Genomic DNA, 16,548 nt, shown 5'->3' on the forward strand with positions numbered 1-16,548 from the left:
TTCATAGATAGCACTAAATTTTTATTAAGATGTATTTATGGTCGGCAACCGCGGCATTATTTTGTTATAATTAAATAAATATACTTTTTTGTGGAGGCATAATCTTGAAAAAACCGATTAAAGTGATGACCATCTTTGGAACTCGTCCAGAAGCTATTAAGATGGCTCCAATCATTCTAGAAATGAAAAATAATTTAGATGAGTTTCAACCCATCACAGTTTTGACTGGCCAACATAAAGAAATGCTAGATCAAGTTATGGATATTTTCCATATTGAAGCTGATTACAATTTACACGTAATGAAAGCACAACAAACCTTAAGCTCAATTACAACCACTGTCATTAACAAACTAGACAGTATTATTAACGAAGCGCAACCTGACATCATTTTGGTCCATGGTGATACCACAACCACATTTGCCGCTGCGGTCAGCGCATTTTATCACCAAATACCACTGGGTCACGTTGAAGCGGGACTTAGAACCTGGGACAAGTACTCTCCATATCCTGAAGAAATGAACCGTCAAATGACCGACATTCTTTCAGATGTGTACTTTGCACCAACTGAATTAAGTAAAGAAAATCTATTAAAACAAAACCTAAAAGAAGACCGTATCTATATTACGGGGAACACCGCAATCGATGCGTTAAAACAAACCGTTGATAGAAACTATCACCACAGCGTGTTAGACGATATCGATAAGACTCACAAGATTATTCTATTAACCATGCACCGTCGTGAAAACCAAGGGGAACCAATGCGTCGTACCTTTGAAACAATCAAAAACGAAGTATTGAACAGAAAGGATATCGAAGTCGTATATCCAGTTCACTTGAGCCCAGCAGTTCAATCTGTTGCTCACAGCGTTTTCGATGGGGTGAACAGAGTGCACTTAATCGAACCATTGGATGTGGTCGATTTCCATAACATGGCAGCACGCAGTCACTTCATCATGACTGACTCAGGTGGGGTTCAAGAAGAAGCTCCTTCATTAGGTAAACCAGTATTGGTACTACGAGAAGCTACTGAACGTCCAGAAGGAGTCGATGCAGGAACACTTAAGCTTGTGGGAACTGATCCTGAAAAGATTAGTGCAAGCATTGACCAACTTCTAGACGACGCAAAAGAATACAAAAAGATGGCCACTGCCAAGAACCCTTACGGGGATGGAACTGCTTCTAAGCAAATATTAGATGCAATCAAGGAAGTATTTGCTACTAATAAACTAAGTGGTGATCATAATGAAGCTTAATAAAGACACCGCTAGAAAATGGAAACATTTCTTCCTAGTCGTAAAAAAGCATTATAAAGAATCAAACGTATCCGATTCAGCAGTCGTGATTGCCTTTTATTCCCTGCTATCACTATTCCCAGCGACAATCATCGTTGGAAACTTACTAGAATTGTTGCACGTTAACCAATACGAAATTCTAGACTATCTAGAGCCATTGTTACCATCAACGGTTTTCAAGACCGTTAGTCCAATCGTTATTTCTGCCTTAAAGGGCGCCAATGCCGATAAGTTGTCGATTGGTTTAATCGTAGCCATCTGGTCAGCAAGTCGTGCATTAGCAGCGTTTCAACGTGCGGTTAACTCGTCGTATGGAATTAAAAACGAAAGTAATCTAATGAATCGAATCGTTTCGTTTATCTGGATGCTATTGTTGGTAATTTCGTTAGGAATTTTCCTATTATTCTTTGGTTTTGGAAAGGTCATCATTAGCTACTCAGCTTATCTAATGGGATTATCCAAGATGAATGTAGGACTATTTATCCTGTTGAGATATCCTTTGACCGTCATTGGGGTATTCCTATTGGTACTATTGATGTATTACTTCGTGCCAAACGTTAACACAAAGTGGCGTTATGTTTGGATGGGATCATTAATCGTGACAATCGGTATGATTGTTCTATCCAAAGGATTCTCCATTTATCTTCATTATTTCGCACGTAGTGTTGATGCCTATAAAGCATTAGGAACATTTGTAATTTTAATGCTTTGGTTATACATCATTGGGATGATATTGATTTTAGGGGCAGTCATTAATGCTTCTGTGCAAGACGTTAAGAACGTCGAAATTAAGGGTAGAAGACCTAGCATCAAATCATTTATTCCAAACAAGAAGAGATAAGATTGCAAAACAAAAAAATCGTTGATAAACATCAACGATTTTCTTTTTAACCATTTATTTTTTTGTAAGTATCAACTAAACTTGAGGCAAATTCGTCAAGCTTTTCAATGTCGTCTTCATCTGGTTCCAAGTTGATTTTAACACCTTCAAAACCTTGAGTGGCGTTGGTCTTCTTGAATTGGTTGATGAAGTCATCGACTGAAGTATTAAAGAATTCTTCGTAGAAGATATCACCAGAACCGGCAACACCAAAGACCTTGTTTGAAAGATCTAAGTCACCTAGGTCGTCGAAGAAGTCTAATCCTTCTTCTGGAAGATGACCTTCGTTGTAGGTGTATGCACAAACGACACAGATATCTGCATCTTCAAAATCCTGTGCATCTGTTTGTGAAATTTCGGTTTGGGTAACTTCAGCGCCTAAATCTTCAAGTCCTTCAGTAACGATATCAGCGACGTCTTCGTTGTTACCTGTGATGGTTGCAAAAACTACATGTGCTTTCAAAGTAATATACGTCCTTTCGCAATCTGATAACTAATTATACCAAATGTAAAATAGGATGTTAAATAAAGGAGTGAGAGTAATGGCATCTAAAATCACCATGATTGAAGCCCAAAAGAGAAAAGGGCGTTTTAATGTATACGTAGATGGGGCATACGCTTTTCCAATTAGTGAAAATGTAATGATTAAATATCGTATTTTTAAGGGAATGGAAATCGACGATGAGCTAAAGGGAGAATTAGTGAATGCTGATGACATATCAAAACTTTACAGTAAGGCGATTAACTTCTTATCTCATCAATTAAGAACTGAAAATGAAGTTGTAAAGAAACTTCAAACATACAGTGAAAATGAACAACACATAGCTGCAGTGATGCAAAAACTAGTTGAATTAAAACTAGTTAATGATCAAAGCTATGCTGATAGTTACGTGCGAACAGAAGTAAAGAAGCAAGACAAGGGCCCTTCAAACGTCTTTTATAAGCTAAAGGAAAAACAAATTAACGAGAATTTGATTGAAAATGCCTTGAATAACTTCTATTCACATGAAGAAATGATTGAGAACTGCCAAATTCAAGCTGATAAAATCTTTAAGAAACATAAGCGCGATTCCTTCAAAAATCGTTTGGATAAGACCAAACTGGCGTTGATGAAGAAGGGGTATCCTTCAGACGTAGTTTTGAGCGTCATGGAAGACATGGACTTTGAAGTCGATGAAGAAGACCAAATGGATTTATTGAGACAACAAGGTGAAAAAATTTGGCATCGTAACCGTAAGTATGATGGGATGCAAAGAATCATGAAAACCAAACAAGCACTTTATCGTAAGGGATTCGATATGGATGATATTAATTCGTTCATAGATGATAAAAATATAGATGAATAAAATGGTATAATGATTACTGGAGGTTTCGAATATGTTTAATAAAATAAAAAATTCCTCGATAATCCTTTGGACAGTAGAATTGCTATTGGTCGTAAGTATTATCTGGATATGTACAAAACTTGAGTTTATTTTCAGCCCAATTGGGATGTTTATCTCAGCAGTATTCATGCCAATCCTAATCGCTGGGGTATTGTTCTACATGTTAAATCCAGTGGTTAACCTATTAATGAAAATTAAAATTAGTAAAACCAAAAGAATTTCCCGTAACTGGGCAATTTTGATTGTATACATATTTCTAATTGGAATAATCGTATATCTATTTTCATCATTTCTACCTCGATTAGTAACCCAGGTTACTAACTTGGTTACCAACCTACCAAAAATTGCTAATGATATTAACCATTATGTTGAAGTGCACAGTCAAAAGGGTATCTTTAAGAAATTCTATTCATCTGAATACATTTCTTCACTACAAAATTACATCTATAACTACTTCCAACACAGTTTAGGTGGGATTACTTCTAGTGTCGGATCAATTATTTCAACCGCCGCTTCAGCTGTGATTGTAATGATTACCGTCCCAGTGGTATTGTTCTACATGCTAAAAGATGGTCATAAGATGATTCCAAACATCGCTAAAATGTTACCACCAAGAAGTCGTCGTAGAACCATCAAGCTATTAGGCAAGATGAGTGACACCATTTCTCACTACATTGGTGGTCAAATGATTGAATGTTTATTCGTTGGAGTATTCACATCCATTGGATATGTACTAATCGGCCAAAAGTATGCATTGCTATTAGGGGTATTTGCCGGAATCTGTAATATCATTCCATACGTTGGTCCATACATTGGAATTATGCCATCTGTATTCGTTGCACTTTCTACCAGTGTGGGCGAACTAGTATGGGTTGTAATCGTGGTAATCATCGTTCAACAACTAGACGGTAATTTGGTTTATCCAAATGTAATCGGAAAGTCTTTGAATATTCACCCACTAACCATTATAATTATCTTAATGGCTGCCGGAAACATTGCTGGTTTAATGGGAATGATTCTAGCAATTCCACTATATGCCGTTGTAAAAGTGGTCGTTCAATACATTTACAGTATTTGGATGATTGAACAATCACACAAGTGAGTTAGCAAGAACAAAGAGAGACAAAGCAGGAGATAATATGACAAAAGTAATTACTTATGGAACATTTGACCTATTACACAAGGGTCATGTTCGTTTATTAAAACGTGCCAAGGAATTAGGAGACGACTTAACAGTTTGTGTTTCTACCGATGAATTTAACGCTGAAAAAGGTAAGAAGGCTTACACTTCATACGAAGATAGAAAGTATGTTTTAGAAGCTATTCGTTACGTTGATCACGTGATTCCAGAAAATAACTGGGACCAAAAGATTAAAGATGTTGTAGATAACAACATTGACATCTTTGTTATGGGAGATGACTGGGAAGGTAAGTTTGATTTCCTAAAGGACTACTGTAAAGTCGTTTACCTACCAAGAACTGAAGGTATTTCAACTTCTAAAATCAAGAAGGACTTAGGTCTTACTGACGAAGACGATTGGAAGGAATAAAAAAGACATCCTCGATTTAATCGAGGATGTTTTTTAATTCACATATGGAAGATTGTTTTAATATGTTACAATTGTATTTATATATTATAAAACGGAAGGATTCGAATAATGGGTAATAAAAAAATAGAGCAAAGCGTTGATAAACGTCGTACTTTTGCCATCATCTCTCACCCGGATGCTGGTAAGACTACAATTACTGAACAATTACTATTGTTTGGTGGAATTGTACGTGAAGCCGGTACTGTTAAGGCTAAGAAGTCAGGTAACTTTGCAAAGTCTGACTGGATGGAAATTGAAAAGAAACGTGGAATTTCCGTTACTAGTTCAGTGATGCAATTTGATTACGCTGGTAAGCGTATCAACATCTTGGATACCCCTGGGCACCAAGATTTCTCAGAAGATACTTACCGTACTTTGATGGCTGTTGACTCTGCAGTCATGGTTATTGATGCTGCCAAGGGGATTGAACCACAAACTAAGAAATTATTCCAAATTTGTAAGATGCGTGGAATTCCAATCTTTACTTTCATGAACAAACTTGACCGTGATAGTCGAGACCCAATGGAATTAATCAGTCAACTAGAAGATGTCTTGGGAATCGAAGGATACCCAATGAACTGGCCAATCGGTTCAGGAAAAATTCTAAGAGGACTATACGATCGATACAACAAACGTGTCGAACTATACCGTCCAGAAGATGAAAACAATCCATACTTACCATTGGATGAAGACGGTAACTTGTTAGAAGACAACAAGTTAGCTGAAGATAGTGTTTACCAAGATGCTAAAGAAAGCATGGATCTAATCACTGAAGCTGGTAATCCATTTGACGAAGAAAAGATTAAGAATGGTGAACAAACTCCCGTATTCTTCGGTTCAGCCTTGGTTAACTTTGGGGTAAAGACTTTCTTAGATGCATATCTAAACTTTGCACCAAAACCAGGTGAACACGAAACTGAAAACGACGTTGAAGTAGAACCTGAAGACGAACAATTCACTGGTTTCATCTTTAAGATTCAAGCTAACATGAACCCTAAGCATAGAGACCGTATCGCATTCGTGCGTGTATGTTCTGGAATGTTTGAACGTGGGATGGACGTTACTTTGGAAAGAAATCAAAAGAAACTACGTCTATCTAACGTGACTGAGTTCATGGCTAACACTCGTGAAAACGTTGAAAATGCCGTTGCCGGTGACATCATTGGTTTATACGATACTGGTAACTTCCAAATCGGTGATACCATTTACTCTGATAAACGTGATGTTAAGTTCACCAAGCTACCTCAATTTACACCTGAACTATTCATGAAGGTTTCTGCTAAGAATGTTATGAAGCAAAAATCATTCCACAAGGGAATCCAACAACTAGTTCAAGAAGGTGCGGTTCAACTCTACACATCATACACTACCGGTGACTACATCCTAGGTGCCGTTGGTCAACTTCAATTCGAAGTTTTCCAATTCAGAATGCAAAATGAATATAACTCTGAAGTTGTAATGGAAGCAATGGGTAGCAAGACTGCTCGTTGGATTAACCCAGACCAATTAGATGAAAAGATGTCTTCATCTAGAAACATCTTGGTAAAAGATGGCCATGGCGATCCATTGTTCTTATTCGAAAACTCATTTGCTGAACGTTGGTTCAAGGAAAAGTATCCAGATGTAGAACTTACTTCAAAACTATAAAACAAAAAGAGCTTAGATATTATCTAAGCTCTTTTTTTACGTCATCGGAAACAATGTAGTGAAGGTTATTAATTTCAACCCACTTAGTGTTATTTTGATCAACAATCTCTTGAGTAACAAAGAATGAGTTACCATTGTGTAAGAAGCCGATACAACTACCATAAGGGAAGTTGTAAACAGCAACACTTTGATGGTTGTCATTTTGAATTGTTGCAGGGTAGTGCACCTGTTTAATCTTCCATGAATCCGTGTTGGTTAGTTCTTTTGCAAATGGATATTGCATTCTGTAGAAGTTTCTATCGACAATCCATTGGTTGGGCCCAATATTTAGCCACAGAGCGTCATCAGTGGTAACTTGATAGAATACCTTCCAAATACTTTTCTTTGGTAATAAGACATGAAGCACATCACCATTAGTATCGTTATACACTTTGGTGTATTCTCTTAAACGAATGTAGAATGTGTCCTTTTGTACGCTGTGCCAATCGTTTCGGCGATAGTAAATGATTAAATGCTTGATATAGTCATTAAAAATACCATTTGAATCACCAGAATAAGTAACGACGTTAAATCCGGTTAATTCAGGGATATTAATTTCAAATTCATTATTATACTTACCGATTGCTATTTGAGGAAGACGAATCATTGAATATGTATCATAGTTAATGAAGAAAATATTAACCGGTTTTCCGTTCAATCGATTGTATTGAAGGATGACTTTGTTATCTTCTTTTTGCATGTAAGTTGAAACACCCATTATTTTGAATAATACATAGTGATCAAAATCAGGGATGATGAAACTAACTGGATCACCAACGGATCCATGAATAACATTAAATTCATGAAGATAGTGACCATCCTCATCTACGTAGTAGATAGTCATCTTTGCCCTTGCTTTAAGAGAAGGAGAAGGGGTTTCTTCAATGTTGCTTGTGGGTTCTGCTACAGGTTCATCAACGGTTTGAGTTGTGAAATCTGCGAATTCATTTACTTGTGGTTCATCTGGTTTACGTTTGGGTTTGAACAAACGAATGATGTCATGAATAAAATGAAACATACCTCTTCCTCCTCTCTAATAACCATATTAACATATGATAGTACAAAAAAAGTTAAAAAAACAGCTAAGAATAAGTCTTAGCTGTTTTTTATATCTGTTCAATTATTTAGCATTAACAAATACTTTGTTTTCGTCGTTAACCTCAACGCTCAAATGTTTACTGTTTGGGTTGTTTAGATAATAGTCAGCAACTTTATCTTCAACTTCTTCTTGAATTACACGGCGAAGAGGACGGGCACCCATTTCGGGGTTATATCCTTTTTCGACCAACTTATCTTTAGCAGCATCTGAAACGTCGATGATAATATCACGATTTTCAAGCATCTTGTTAACATTGTCTAGCATTAAGCTGACAATCTTCTTCAAGTCATCCTTGCTTAGTTGGTTAAATTCGACGATGTCATCGAATCTGTTTAGAAATTCTGGTTTGAAGTAATCACCTAACTTATTCAATACGGAATGAGTTTTGTTGTTAGCTTCGGCGCCGAATCCAACACTAGCAGTAGAAGCACCAGTACCGGCATTACTTGTCATAATGATGACAGTATCCTTGAATGATACTGTTCTTCCTTTGGAGTCAGTCAAACGACCATCGTCTAGGATTTGTAGGAAGGCGTGTAGTACGTCTGGGTGAGCCTTTTCGATTTCATCGAAAAGAATTAGGCTGTAAGGATTTCTTCTTACTTTTTCGGTTAATTGACCGGCTTCATCGTATCCAACGTAGCCAGGAGGTGAACCAATTAGTTTAGAAATGGAATGTGGTTCACGGTATTCGGACATGTCGAATCTAATCATTGCTTCCTTGGAACCGAATAGTTGCTTTGCTAATTGCTTAGCAAGCTCAGTCTTACCAATTCCGGTAGTTCCGACAAATAGGAATGATCCGATTGGACGACCGGTTCCGTTGAAACCAATTCGATTACGTTTGATAGCACGAGCAACCTTTTCAATTGCTTGGTTTTGTCCGATGACGCTACCAGCAAGCTTCTTATCTAGATCCTTTAGATTATCCTGTTCTTGTTCTTGCAATTGACCAACAGGAATCTTGGTGATTGATTCGATAATTCCTTCGATATCCTTCGTAGATACAGTAGGGTAGGTATTATCGGACTCGTCGAAGTCCTTTAACTTGTAGTTAAGTTCTTCAATCTTATCACGATAGAAGGCGGCCTTTTCATAGTCTTCCTTTTGTAGGGCATCCTTCTTTTCGCTTTCGCACTTGCTTAGTTCTTCCTTTAAATCATCAGGTGACTTAACGTCAGACTTGATATTAAGTTTAGAACCAGCTTCATCGATTAAGTCGATAGCCTTATCTGGCAAGAAACGATCTTGGATGTAACGGTTTGATAGGTAAACCGCAGCCTTGATGGCATCATCACTGTATTTAACGTGGTGATACTTTTCATAACGCCCCTTGATACCGTTTAAGATATGAATTGCTTGTTTTAATGAAGGTTCATCAACTTGGACGGTTTGGAAACGACGAGCAAGTGCTGAATCCTTTTCGATACCACGGTATTCGTTTAAAGTAGTAGCACCAATTAATTGGAAACTACCACGAGCTAAAGCAGGCTTTAAAACGTTTCCTGCATCCATAGCACCGTCGGCATTACCAGCACCCATAATTTCATGAATTTCATCAATGAATAAAATGATGTTCTTGTTGGATTGAACTTCCTTGATTAGTTCTTGCATTCTTTGCTCGAATTGTCCACGCATGGATGTTCCTTGAACAATGGATACAACATCTAATCTAATAACACGTTTGTTCTTTAACTTATCTGGAACTTCGTGATGGGCAATCTTTAGTGCTAGTCCTTCGACAACAGCAGTCTTACCAACACCGGCCTCACCGATTAGAACAGGATTGTTCTTGGTTCTTCTGTTAAGAATTTCAATCACACGATCGATTTCCTTATCGCGACCAATAACAGGATCAATCTTGTTCTTTCTTGCTAAGTCGGTTAAATCATATCCATACTTTGCTAACACAGAGTTAGAATTATTGTTATTGTTATTTTTTTGCTGATTATTCTCAGGACGGCGGATAGAGTTTTGATTCATCGCATTAAATAAGTCATCTAAGCTACTGAAACCAAATGGATCATTCATCATATCAACACCTCCGTTATTACGATATTGTTCGGATTGTTGACTCAATTTTTGGTAACAGTCCTGACAAATATCGATATGTCTCTTTTCGCCATTAAAATTGACGAGTAAATGAATGGTTGCCTCATTTATGTGGCAGTTTTCACATTTCATACGACTGCTCCTTTCTGAAAACAACTAAATGGTTAAGAATTATTTTTGACCTTTACTGACCATTTGTAGAAATATTATAACTCATCGTAATTTTAGTGCAAGCAATTTGATTATTTTAAAATAATAATGAAGATTTTTTGCATATTTTTTAATTATGATATGTTTTAATTAGTACCAATCGTATATAATATAAATTGAAAGAGGGAATATAATTATCGCAGATAAGAATTATACTGAATTATTAAATGACCTAAAAGACAACAAAATCAAAGAATTGGTAGTCAAACCCGACGAGTTCACTGAGTTTCAAGTTGCATATATGAACTTTGATACCAGAAAGCGCGTGATAGGGAAGGCCGATCAGAACGGTGTAATTACGTATACTTACCTATCTGATAGTGGTACCAATAGTTAAAAATGTTGAGTTTTATCACATTAATTGATATTCTAAAATTAGTATAAGAATAAAAGGAGATTTTCAAAATGGAAAAACGTCAATTTAAAGTTGTTTCTGAAACTGGAATCCATGCTCGTCCTGCAACACTTTTAGTTCAAACTGCTACTAAATTCAAATCAGAATTAAAACTAGAATACCTTGGCAACACTGTTGACTTAAAGTCAATCATGGGTGTTATGTCATTAGGTGTTGGTCAAAACGCCGAAGTAACTGTTATTGCTGATGGTCCTGACGAAAAAGATGCAATTGAAGCAATTGCTAAGTCATTCAAAGATGAAGGATTAACTGATTAATTACAAGTTATATATGGTACGTCTATTAAAATAATGAGTCAGAAATATTTTATGTTTGGTTGTCATAATAGTTCATTGTCATTATTGAACGAAAGTGGAAACAACTACATCAATAGAATTGTTCTGGCTCGTTTTTTTTATTAAAATAGATGATTATGGCATTTACATGAGTTTGCAATGCAAACTGCAAAACAATATAATTACAAATAATTAATATTAAAGGAAAGAGAGGTGCTACTATGAATATTGGAATCTTTACAGATACTTATTTTCCACAGGTCAGTGGGGTTGCCACATCCATTAAGACGTTAAAAGATCAATTGGAAAAAGATGGTCATCAGGTGTATATATTTACTACAACTGATCCTCACGTTGATAAGGCCGCATACGAAAAAAATATTTTTAGATTTTCCAGTATCCCCTTTATTTCTTTTACTGACCGCAGAATCGCGGTAAGGGGAATGATCCAAGCTTATCAAATTGCTAAGAAACTTAACTTGGACATCATTCATACACAGACAGAGTTCTCGATGGGAATCATTGGTAAGTTCGTGGCGAAGTTCTTAAGAATCCCATGTGTACATACTTATCACACAATGTATGAAGACTATTTACATTATGTAGCCAAGGGTAAGCTATTAAGACCAGTACATGTTAAAGATGCGACTTTAGCATTTTGTCACAATATGTCAGGGGTAGTGGCGCCAAGTAAAAAAGTATTAGACACGCTAGTCAGATATGGAGTAAAGAGTCCAATTAGGATTATCCCAACTGGAATCAATATCAATAAGTTTGCGGCTGAATCTGATTTTGATTTACGTAAATATTTAGGAGTAGACAAGGATGCTCCTGTGTTATTATCAGTGAGTCGTTTGGCTTACGAAAAAAACATCAAAGAATTGATTAACTCCATGCCAAAGATTTTATCCGATAAGCCATTAACACAACTTGTAATAGTTGGTGATGGACCTGCCGGAGATGATTTGAAGAAACAAGTTAATGACATGAAGCTAAATGATAACGTCAAATTTGTTGGTGAAATTAATAACGATGAGGTTTATAAATATTATCGAGATGCCGATTTGTTCGTTTCAACATCTAATTCTGAATCACAAGGTTTAACTTATATTGAAGCAATGGCTGCTGGAGTTAAAGTGGTAGTTGCATCAAGTCCGTATACTGAGGACCTATTAAGTGATAAGGCATTAGGGATGACCTTCTCAAATAAAGATGGCTATGTTTCAAGCGTATTGGAATACTTGAATCAAACTAAAGCTAAACCAGATCAATCAAAGGAAGAACTTAGACAAACTAAGTTACATGAAATATCATCTGAAAACTTTGCTAATCGAATTGTGTCTTTTTATAAGAGTGCCCAATTAGATTTCAACAAAGAATTAAGCGATGATAATGGGATAAGCGACTAGGAGGATTTATGATAAAAATAGATATGTTTTCAACTGCCGACAAGGTAAAGGGACAAGGAGTTGGTAGTGCCTATCTAGAGTTAATTAAATTAATGGAAAAGCGTTTTTCAGATGAGTTTGACATTGAAATCAATGACCCAAAGTCATCTGATATTACTCACTACCATACAATTAATCTAAGATATTACTTCTCTACTTTCCAAAAGAAACGTGGAAGAAGAATTGGATATGTGCACTTTCTACCAGAAACACTGGAAGGAAGCTTAAGCCTACCCAAGCCAATAAAATGGATTTTTTATAAGTATGTAATTGCGTTTTACAAACGAATGGAACATATTGTAGTGGTTAATCCAACTTTTATACCCAAGTTGGAAGCATATGGAATTAATCGTGATAAAATTACTTACATTCCAAACTTCGTTAGCAAGAAGGAATTCTATCCATTCACCAAAGACGAAAACCTTGCTGCTAGAAAAGAACTTGGCATCGATAAAGACAAGTTCGTAGTAGTGGGAACTGGTCAGGTGCAAACAAGAAAAGGAATTCTCGATTTTGCTAAATTAGCCGAAGAAAACCCAAATGTCGAATTTATATGGGCAGGCGGTTTTTCTTTTGGTAAAATTACTGATGGATACAAGAACCTAAAATCATTGGTTGATAATCCACCTGCAAATCTTAAATTTCCAGGAATCGTGGATCGTGATAAATTAGTTCAATACTACAATGTTGCTGATTTATTTTTACTACCATCATTTAACGAACTATTCCCAATGTCAGTGTTGGAATCTTTCTCTTGTGGTACTCCAGTAATGCTAAGAAGTTTAGATTTATATAAAGAAATCATCAGTGGTTACTATGAACCATTTACTACTTTTGAAGAAATGAACGATAGTTTACATCGCTTAATTGATAATCCAGATGAACTAAAAGAATTATCTGATAAAGCACTTGCTGCGTCTGATTACTATTCAGAAGATCATCTAGCTTCAATTTGGCATAAATTCTATAAAGGTCAGATAAAAGAGGGATAGTAATGTCGAGGAAAAATGTAATAACTTTCGTTATGATGTTTCTTATTGGAATACTAATTTTTTGGTATTTTGTAAGAGATATCAACATGGATGTATTAATTGCAGATTTTTTTACTATTAATTGGTGGTGGATTGCCGTTGCATTCCTATGTATGTTGTTGTATCTAGGACTAGAAGCGGTGGTTACAAAGACAATTGTCGATACGCAAGTTGATCACTTTACTTGGTGGGATGCAATAAGAGTCCCACTAGTTGAACAACTATTCAACGGAATCACACCATTCTCATCTGGTGGACAACCAGGTCAGTTATATGTAATGGTTCAAACCGGTGTGGATGCAGGTAAGGCCAGTTCAACTTTATTGATGAAGTTTGTTGTCTTTCAAACGATGATAGTAATTAACTTCATTTTGAGTCTAATTGTTGGTTTTCAATATGTTGAAGAAAAGCTTCATTACTTAGCTTGGCTGGTATTGTTTGGCTTCTTCGTTCACCTATTTGTCATTGTCGCCTTGTTATTAATCATGTATTGGTATACATTTACTAAGAAACTGGTTGATAATTTGGTAAAACCGCTTAAAATCTTTATGAAGGATGAAAAATATTTTTCATTTAAAGAAATGTTAGACAACAAAATTGATACATTCCATATGGAAAGCATCAGAATTGCCAAACAATGGAAGCTAATGTTAAAGATTATAGTTATTACTTTCTTCCAACTAGCTTTCTACTACCTAATTCCATATTTCATTATCTTGGCATTAGGATTTGATCAAGTTAACATTATTATGATTGTTAGCTTACACGTATTAATATTTATGATAATCTCACTATTCCCAATCCCAGGGGGAGCTGGGGGAGCAGAGTACAGTTTTGAAACTCTGTTCAAGAGTTTTATCACCAATAACACAAAGTTAATTCTCGCGTTAATTGCTTGGCGCTTGATAACTTATTACTTAGGAATGATTTTAGGGGCGGTTGCATTCTTTATTCGTCCCAATAAGATTGATAAGTAAATTTACTAACACTTTATATTTTTTATTTTGGAGGCATAGAAATGTCTAGTCATATTAAGAACACCAGAAAGTTCTTTAATACAAAATTTGGCTTTTTTGTATTAATCGTGGCATTATTCTGGTTGAAAACATATATTTCATACCGTATTGATTTTACCTTAGGTGCAAAGGGTGGCATTCAACAATTCCTATTGGCTGTTAACCCACTTCCTGCAGCATTACTAATTTTTGGGATTGCTTTGTACTTTAGAGGTAAGTTAGCTTATTGGTTAATGATTATCATTGATTTAATTGAATCAATTTGGATTTTTGCCAACGTTTTATATTACCGTGAATTTTCTGACTTTCTATCATTTGGAATTATCAAAGGTTCAGGTACTGTTCAAAATAACCTTGGTAAGAGTTTAGCTGAAATCCTACATCCATTAGATTTCTTCGTATTTATTGATATCATTGTATTGATTCTATTATTACTATTTAAAGTAATTAAGGTCGATCATTCTCCATTTAAAAAGAAGAACGCATTTGCGATTACCGTCTTATCTTTAGTATTGATGTTTGCTGAATTTGGTGTATCTAATGCAGATAGATCAGGCCTATTAACAAGAACTTTTGATAATAACTACATTGTTAAATACCTTGGTTTAAATGAATACGCTGCATTTAATGCATATCAGACACACAAGGAAAGCCAAACAAGAGCTGAAGCTAAACCATCTGATTTAAATAGTGTACTTACATATCTAAAGCATAACCGTAGTAAGTCTAATATTGAATACTATGGTAAGGCTAAGGGTAAGAACGTATTCATTATTCACTTGGAAAGTTTCCAACAATTCTTAATTGATTACAAAGTGGACGGTAAGGAAGTAACTCCAAACCTAAACAAGTTCTACCATAACCAAAATACATTATCATTTGATAACTTCTATCACCAAGTAGCACAAGGTAAAACATCTGATGCTGAAATGATGCTAGAAAACTCACTATTCGGTCTACCAGAAGGATCAGCAATGGTAACTTATGGTACCCAAAACACATACCAAGCTGCACCAGCTATCTTAGCTCAAAAGGGTTACAGTACTGCTGCATTCCATGGGGATGTTCCAAGTTTCTGGAATAGAGATAATGCATACAAGTCATGGGGATACCAATACTTCTTCGATTCAAACTATTACACCGAAAAACCATCATACAGTGTTGGTTATGGTTTGAAAGATAAGATATTCTTTAAGGATGCTGCTCAATACATCCAACAATTACCACAACCATTCTATGCAAAACTAATCACATTAACTAACCATTACCCATACGAATTGGATAAACAAAACGTATCATTCCCAGCAACTAAGACTGGTGATAATACCGTTGATCCATACGTACAAACTGCTCATTACTTAGACCAAGCCTTTGGTGAATTTATGAATTACCTAACTAAGACAGGTCTAATGAAGAACAGTATGATTGTGTTATACGGTGATCACTATGGTATATCAAATAACCATAGACCAGCTATTGCTCAATTACTACACAAGAAGTCTATTAACAGCTTCGATTTAGCACAATTCCAAAAGGTTCCATTTATGATTCACATGGATGGACTAAAGGGTGGAATTGACCACACTTATGGTGGAGAAATTGATGTATTACCAACTCTATTGCATCTATTAGGTGTAAAGGATGATAATACTATCCAATTTGGTAATGACTTGTTATCTAAGAAGAGAAACCAAGTTGTTGCATTTAGAAACGGAGACTTTGTATCTCCTGAATACACAGTAGTAGGTGGAAGCGTATACCTAACTAAGACTGGTAAACAAATTACACCAAACAAGAAGCAAACTGCTGAAATCAAGAAGATGCAAAACCATGTTACAACTGAACTATCTCTATCAGATAAGGTAGTTCTAGGTGACTTACTACGTTTCTACAACCCTAAGGACTTTAAGAAGGTAGACAAGAAGTCATACAGCTACAAGTATGCTGATGGAATGAAGCTTCTTAAGGAAATGGATAAAAAGAAGAAGACTGATCTATTAAATAAGTTGAAGAAGAAAGATACTTTAGACTTATACAAGACAGACGCACCTGAATTAAAATAGTTTCAAAATAAAAGGACGACTTTGAAAGTCGTGAACTGAACCCCTTGAGTTGGAGAAATCTAACCTAAGGGGTTCTTTTATGTTTTCTAAAGAATTAAAATTAGCTG

General features: G+C 35.8%; 15 protein-coding genes. 12 read left to right on the forward strand and 3 right to left on the reverse strand.

Annotated elements, in window-relative coordinates; genetic code table 11:
- Positions 1–125 precede the first annotated feature (125 nt).
- Both wecB and JUD45_RS06380 read left to right on the forward strand, forming a co-directional pair.
- The gene (wecB, locus tag JUD45_RS06375) at positions 126–1,253 is read left to right on the forward strand and encodes a non-hydrolyzing UDP-N-acetylglucosamine 2-epimerase (RefSeq protein ID WP_138726462.1); all 1,128 of its coding nucleotides are present in this window, start codon (positions 126–128) and stop codon (positions 1,251–1,253) included.
- Positions 1,243–2,133 carry a YihY/virulence factor BrkB family protein gene (locus JUD45_RS06380; protein WP_138726449.1) on the forward strand — a complete coding sequence of 297 codons (891 nt, stop codon included), beginning with the start codon at positions 1,243–1,245 and terminating at the stop codon, positions 2,131–2,133. Before wecB ends, JUD45_RS06380 begins: the two co-directional genes overlap by 11 nt.
- 46 nt (positions 2,134–2,179) lie before the next feature.
- Here the strand turns inward: JUD45_RS06380 and JUD45_RS06385 are convergent, their stop codons facing one another.
- Positions 2,180–2,635 carry a flavodoxin gene (locus JUD45_RS06385; protein WP_176589797.1) on the reverse strand — a complete coding sequence of 152 codons (456 nt, stop codon included), beginning with the start codon at positions 2,633–2,635 and terminating at the stop codon, positions 2,180–2,182.
- Between the two features lie 79 nt (positions 2,636–2,714).
- Here JUD45_RS06385 and recX point away from each other — a divergent pair, with 79 nt between their 5' ends.
- From recX to JUD45_RS06405, 4 genes are all read left to right on the forward strand, one after another.
- A complete protein-coding gene (gene recX, locus JUD45_RS06390) occupies positions 2,715–3,518 on the forward strand; it encodes a recombination regulator RecX (protein WP_190238336.1) in 804 nt (267 codons plus the stop codon).
- 31 nt (positions 3,519–3,549) lie between these two features.
- Positions 3,550–4,659: an AI-2E family transporter gene (locus JUD45_RS06395; RefSeq protein WP_138726451.1), complete on the forward strand. Its 1,110-nt coding sequence runs from the start codon at positions 3,550–3,552 to the stop codon at positions 4,657–4,659.
- A 37-nt stretch (positions 4,660–4,696) separates the two neighbouring features.
- Positions 4,697–5,107, forward strand: coding sequence for a glycerol-3-phosphate cytidylyltransferase (gene tagD / locus JUD45_RS06400; RefSeq protein ID WP_138726452.1), 411 nt, complete (start codon positions 4,697–4,699; stop codon positions 5,105–5,107).
- A gap of 108 nt (positions 5,108–5,215) precedes the next feature.
- Positions 5,216–6,793, forward strand: a complete 1,578-nt coding sequence (locus JUD45_RS06405; RefSeq protein ID WP_138726453.1) for a peptide chain release factor 3 — start codon at positions 5,216–5,218, stop codon at positions 6,791–6,793.
- A 19-nt stretch (positions 6,794–6,812) separates the two neighbouring features.
- On the opposite strand, the gene JUD45_RS06410 is transcribed toward JUD45_RS06405, so the two are convergent.
- Positions 6,813–7,850: a MucBP domain-containing protein gene (locus tag JUD45_RS06410; RefSeq protein WP_138726454.1), complete on the reverse strand. Its 1,038-nt coding sequence runs from the start codon at positions 7,848–7,850 to the stop codon at positions 6,813–6,815.
- 102 nt (positions 7,851–7,952) lie between these two features.
- The gene (locus JUD45_RS06415) at positions 7,953–10,115 is read right to left on the reverse strand and encodes an ATP-dependent Clp protease ATP-binding subunit (protein WP_138726455.1); all 2,163 of its coding nucleotides are present in this window, start codon (positions 10,113–10,115) and stop codon (positions 7,953–7,955) included.
- Between the two features lie 214 nt (positions 10,116–10,329).
- Between JUD45_RS06415 and ykzS the strand changes: the two genes are divergently transcribed.
- The 6 genes from ykzS to JUD45_RS06440 all read left to right on the forward strand — a co-directional run bounded on the left by ykzS (position 10,330) and on the right by JUD45_RS06440 (position 16,441).
- On the forward strand, positions 10,330–10,530 hold the full coding sequence (ykzS, locus tag JUD45_RS07105; RefSeq protein WP_094750983.1) for a protein YkzS: 201 nt from the start codon (positions 10,330–10,332) through the stop codon (positions 10,528–10,530).
- Positions 10,531–10,598: 68 nt separating this feature from the next.
- Positions 10,599–10,865, forward strand: coding sequence for a phosphocarrier protein HPr (locus JUD45_RS06420; protein ID WP_034531608.1), 267 nt, complete (start codon positions 10,599–10,601; stop codon positions 10,863–10,865).
- A gap of 239 nt (positions 10,866–11,104) precedes the next feature.
- Complete coding sequence (locus JUD45_RS06425) at positions 11,105–12,292, forward strand: glycosyltransferase family 4 protein (RefSeq protein ID WP_138726456.1); 1,188 nt, start codon at positions 11,105–11,107, stop codon at positions 12,290–12,292.
- Between the two features lie 8 nt (positions 12,293–12,300).
- Entirely contained in the window at positions 12,301–13,323 is a 1,023-nt protein-coding gene (locus JUD45_RS06430; protein WP_138726457.1) for a glycosyltransferase family 4 protein, read from the forward strand.
- Between the two features lie 2 nt (positions 13,324–13,325).
- On the forward strand, positions 13,326–14,339 hold the full coding sequence (locus tag JUD45_RS06435; RefSeq protein WP_138726458.1) for a lysylphosphatidylglycerol synthase transmembrane domain-containing protein: 1,014 nt from the start codon (positions 13,326–13,328) through the stop codon (positions 14,337–14,339).
- A 41-nt stretch (positions 14,340–14,380) separates the two neighbouring features.
- The gene (locus JUD45_RS06440) at positions 14,381–16,441 is read left to right on the forward strand and encodes an LTA synthase family protein (protein ID WP_138726459.1); all 2,061 of its coding nucleotides are present in this window, start codon (positions 14,381–14,383) and stop codon (positions 16,439–16,441) included.
- Positions 16,442–16,548 lie beyond the last annotated feature (107 nt).

The organism is Apilactobacillus nanyangensis (assembly GCF_016861915.1).
Taxonomy (GTDB): Bacteria; Bacillota; Bacilli; order Lactobacillales; family Lactobacillaceae; genus Apilactobacillus; species Apilactobacillus nanyangensis.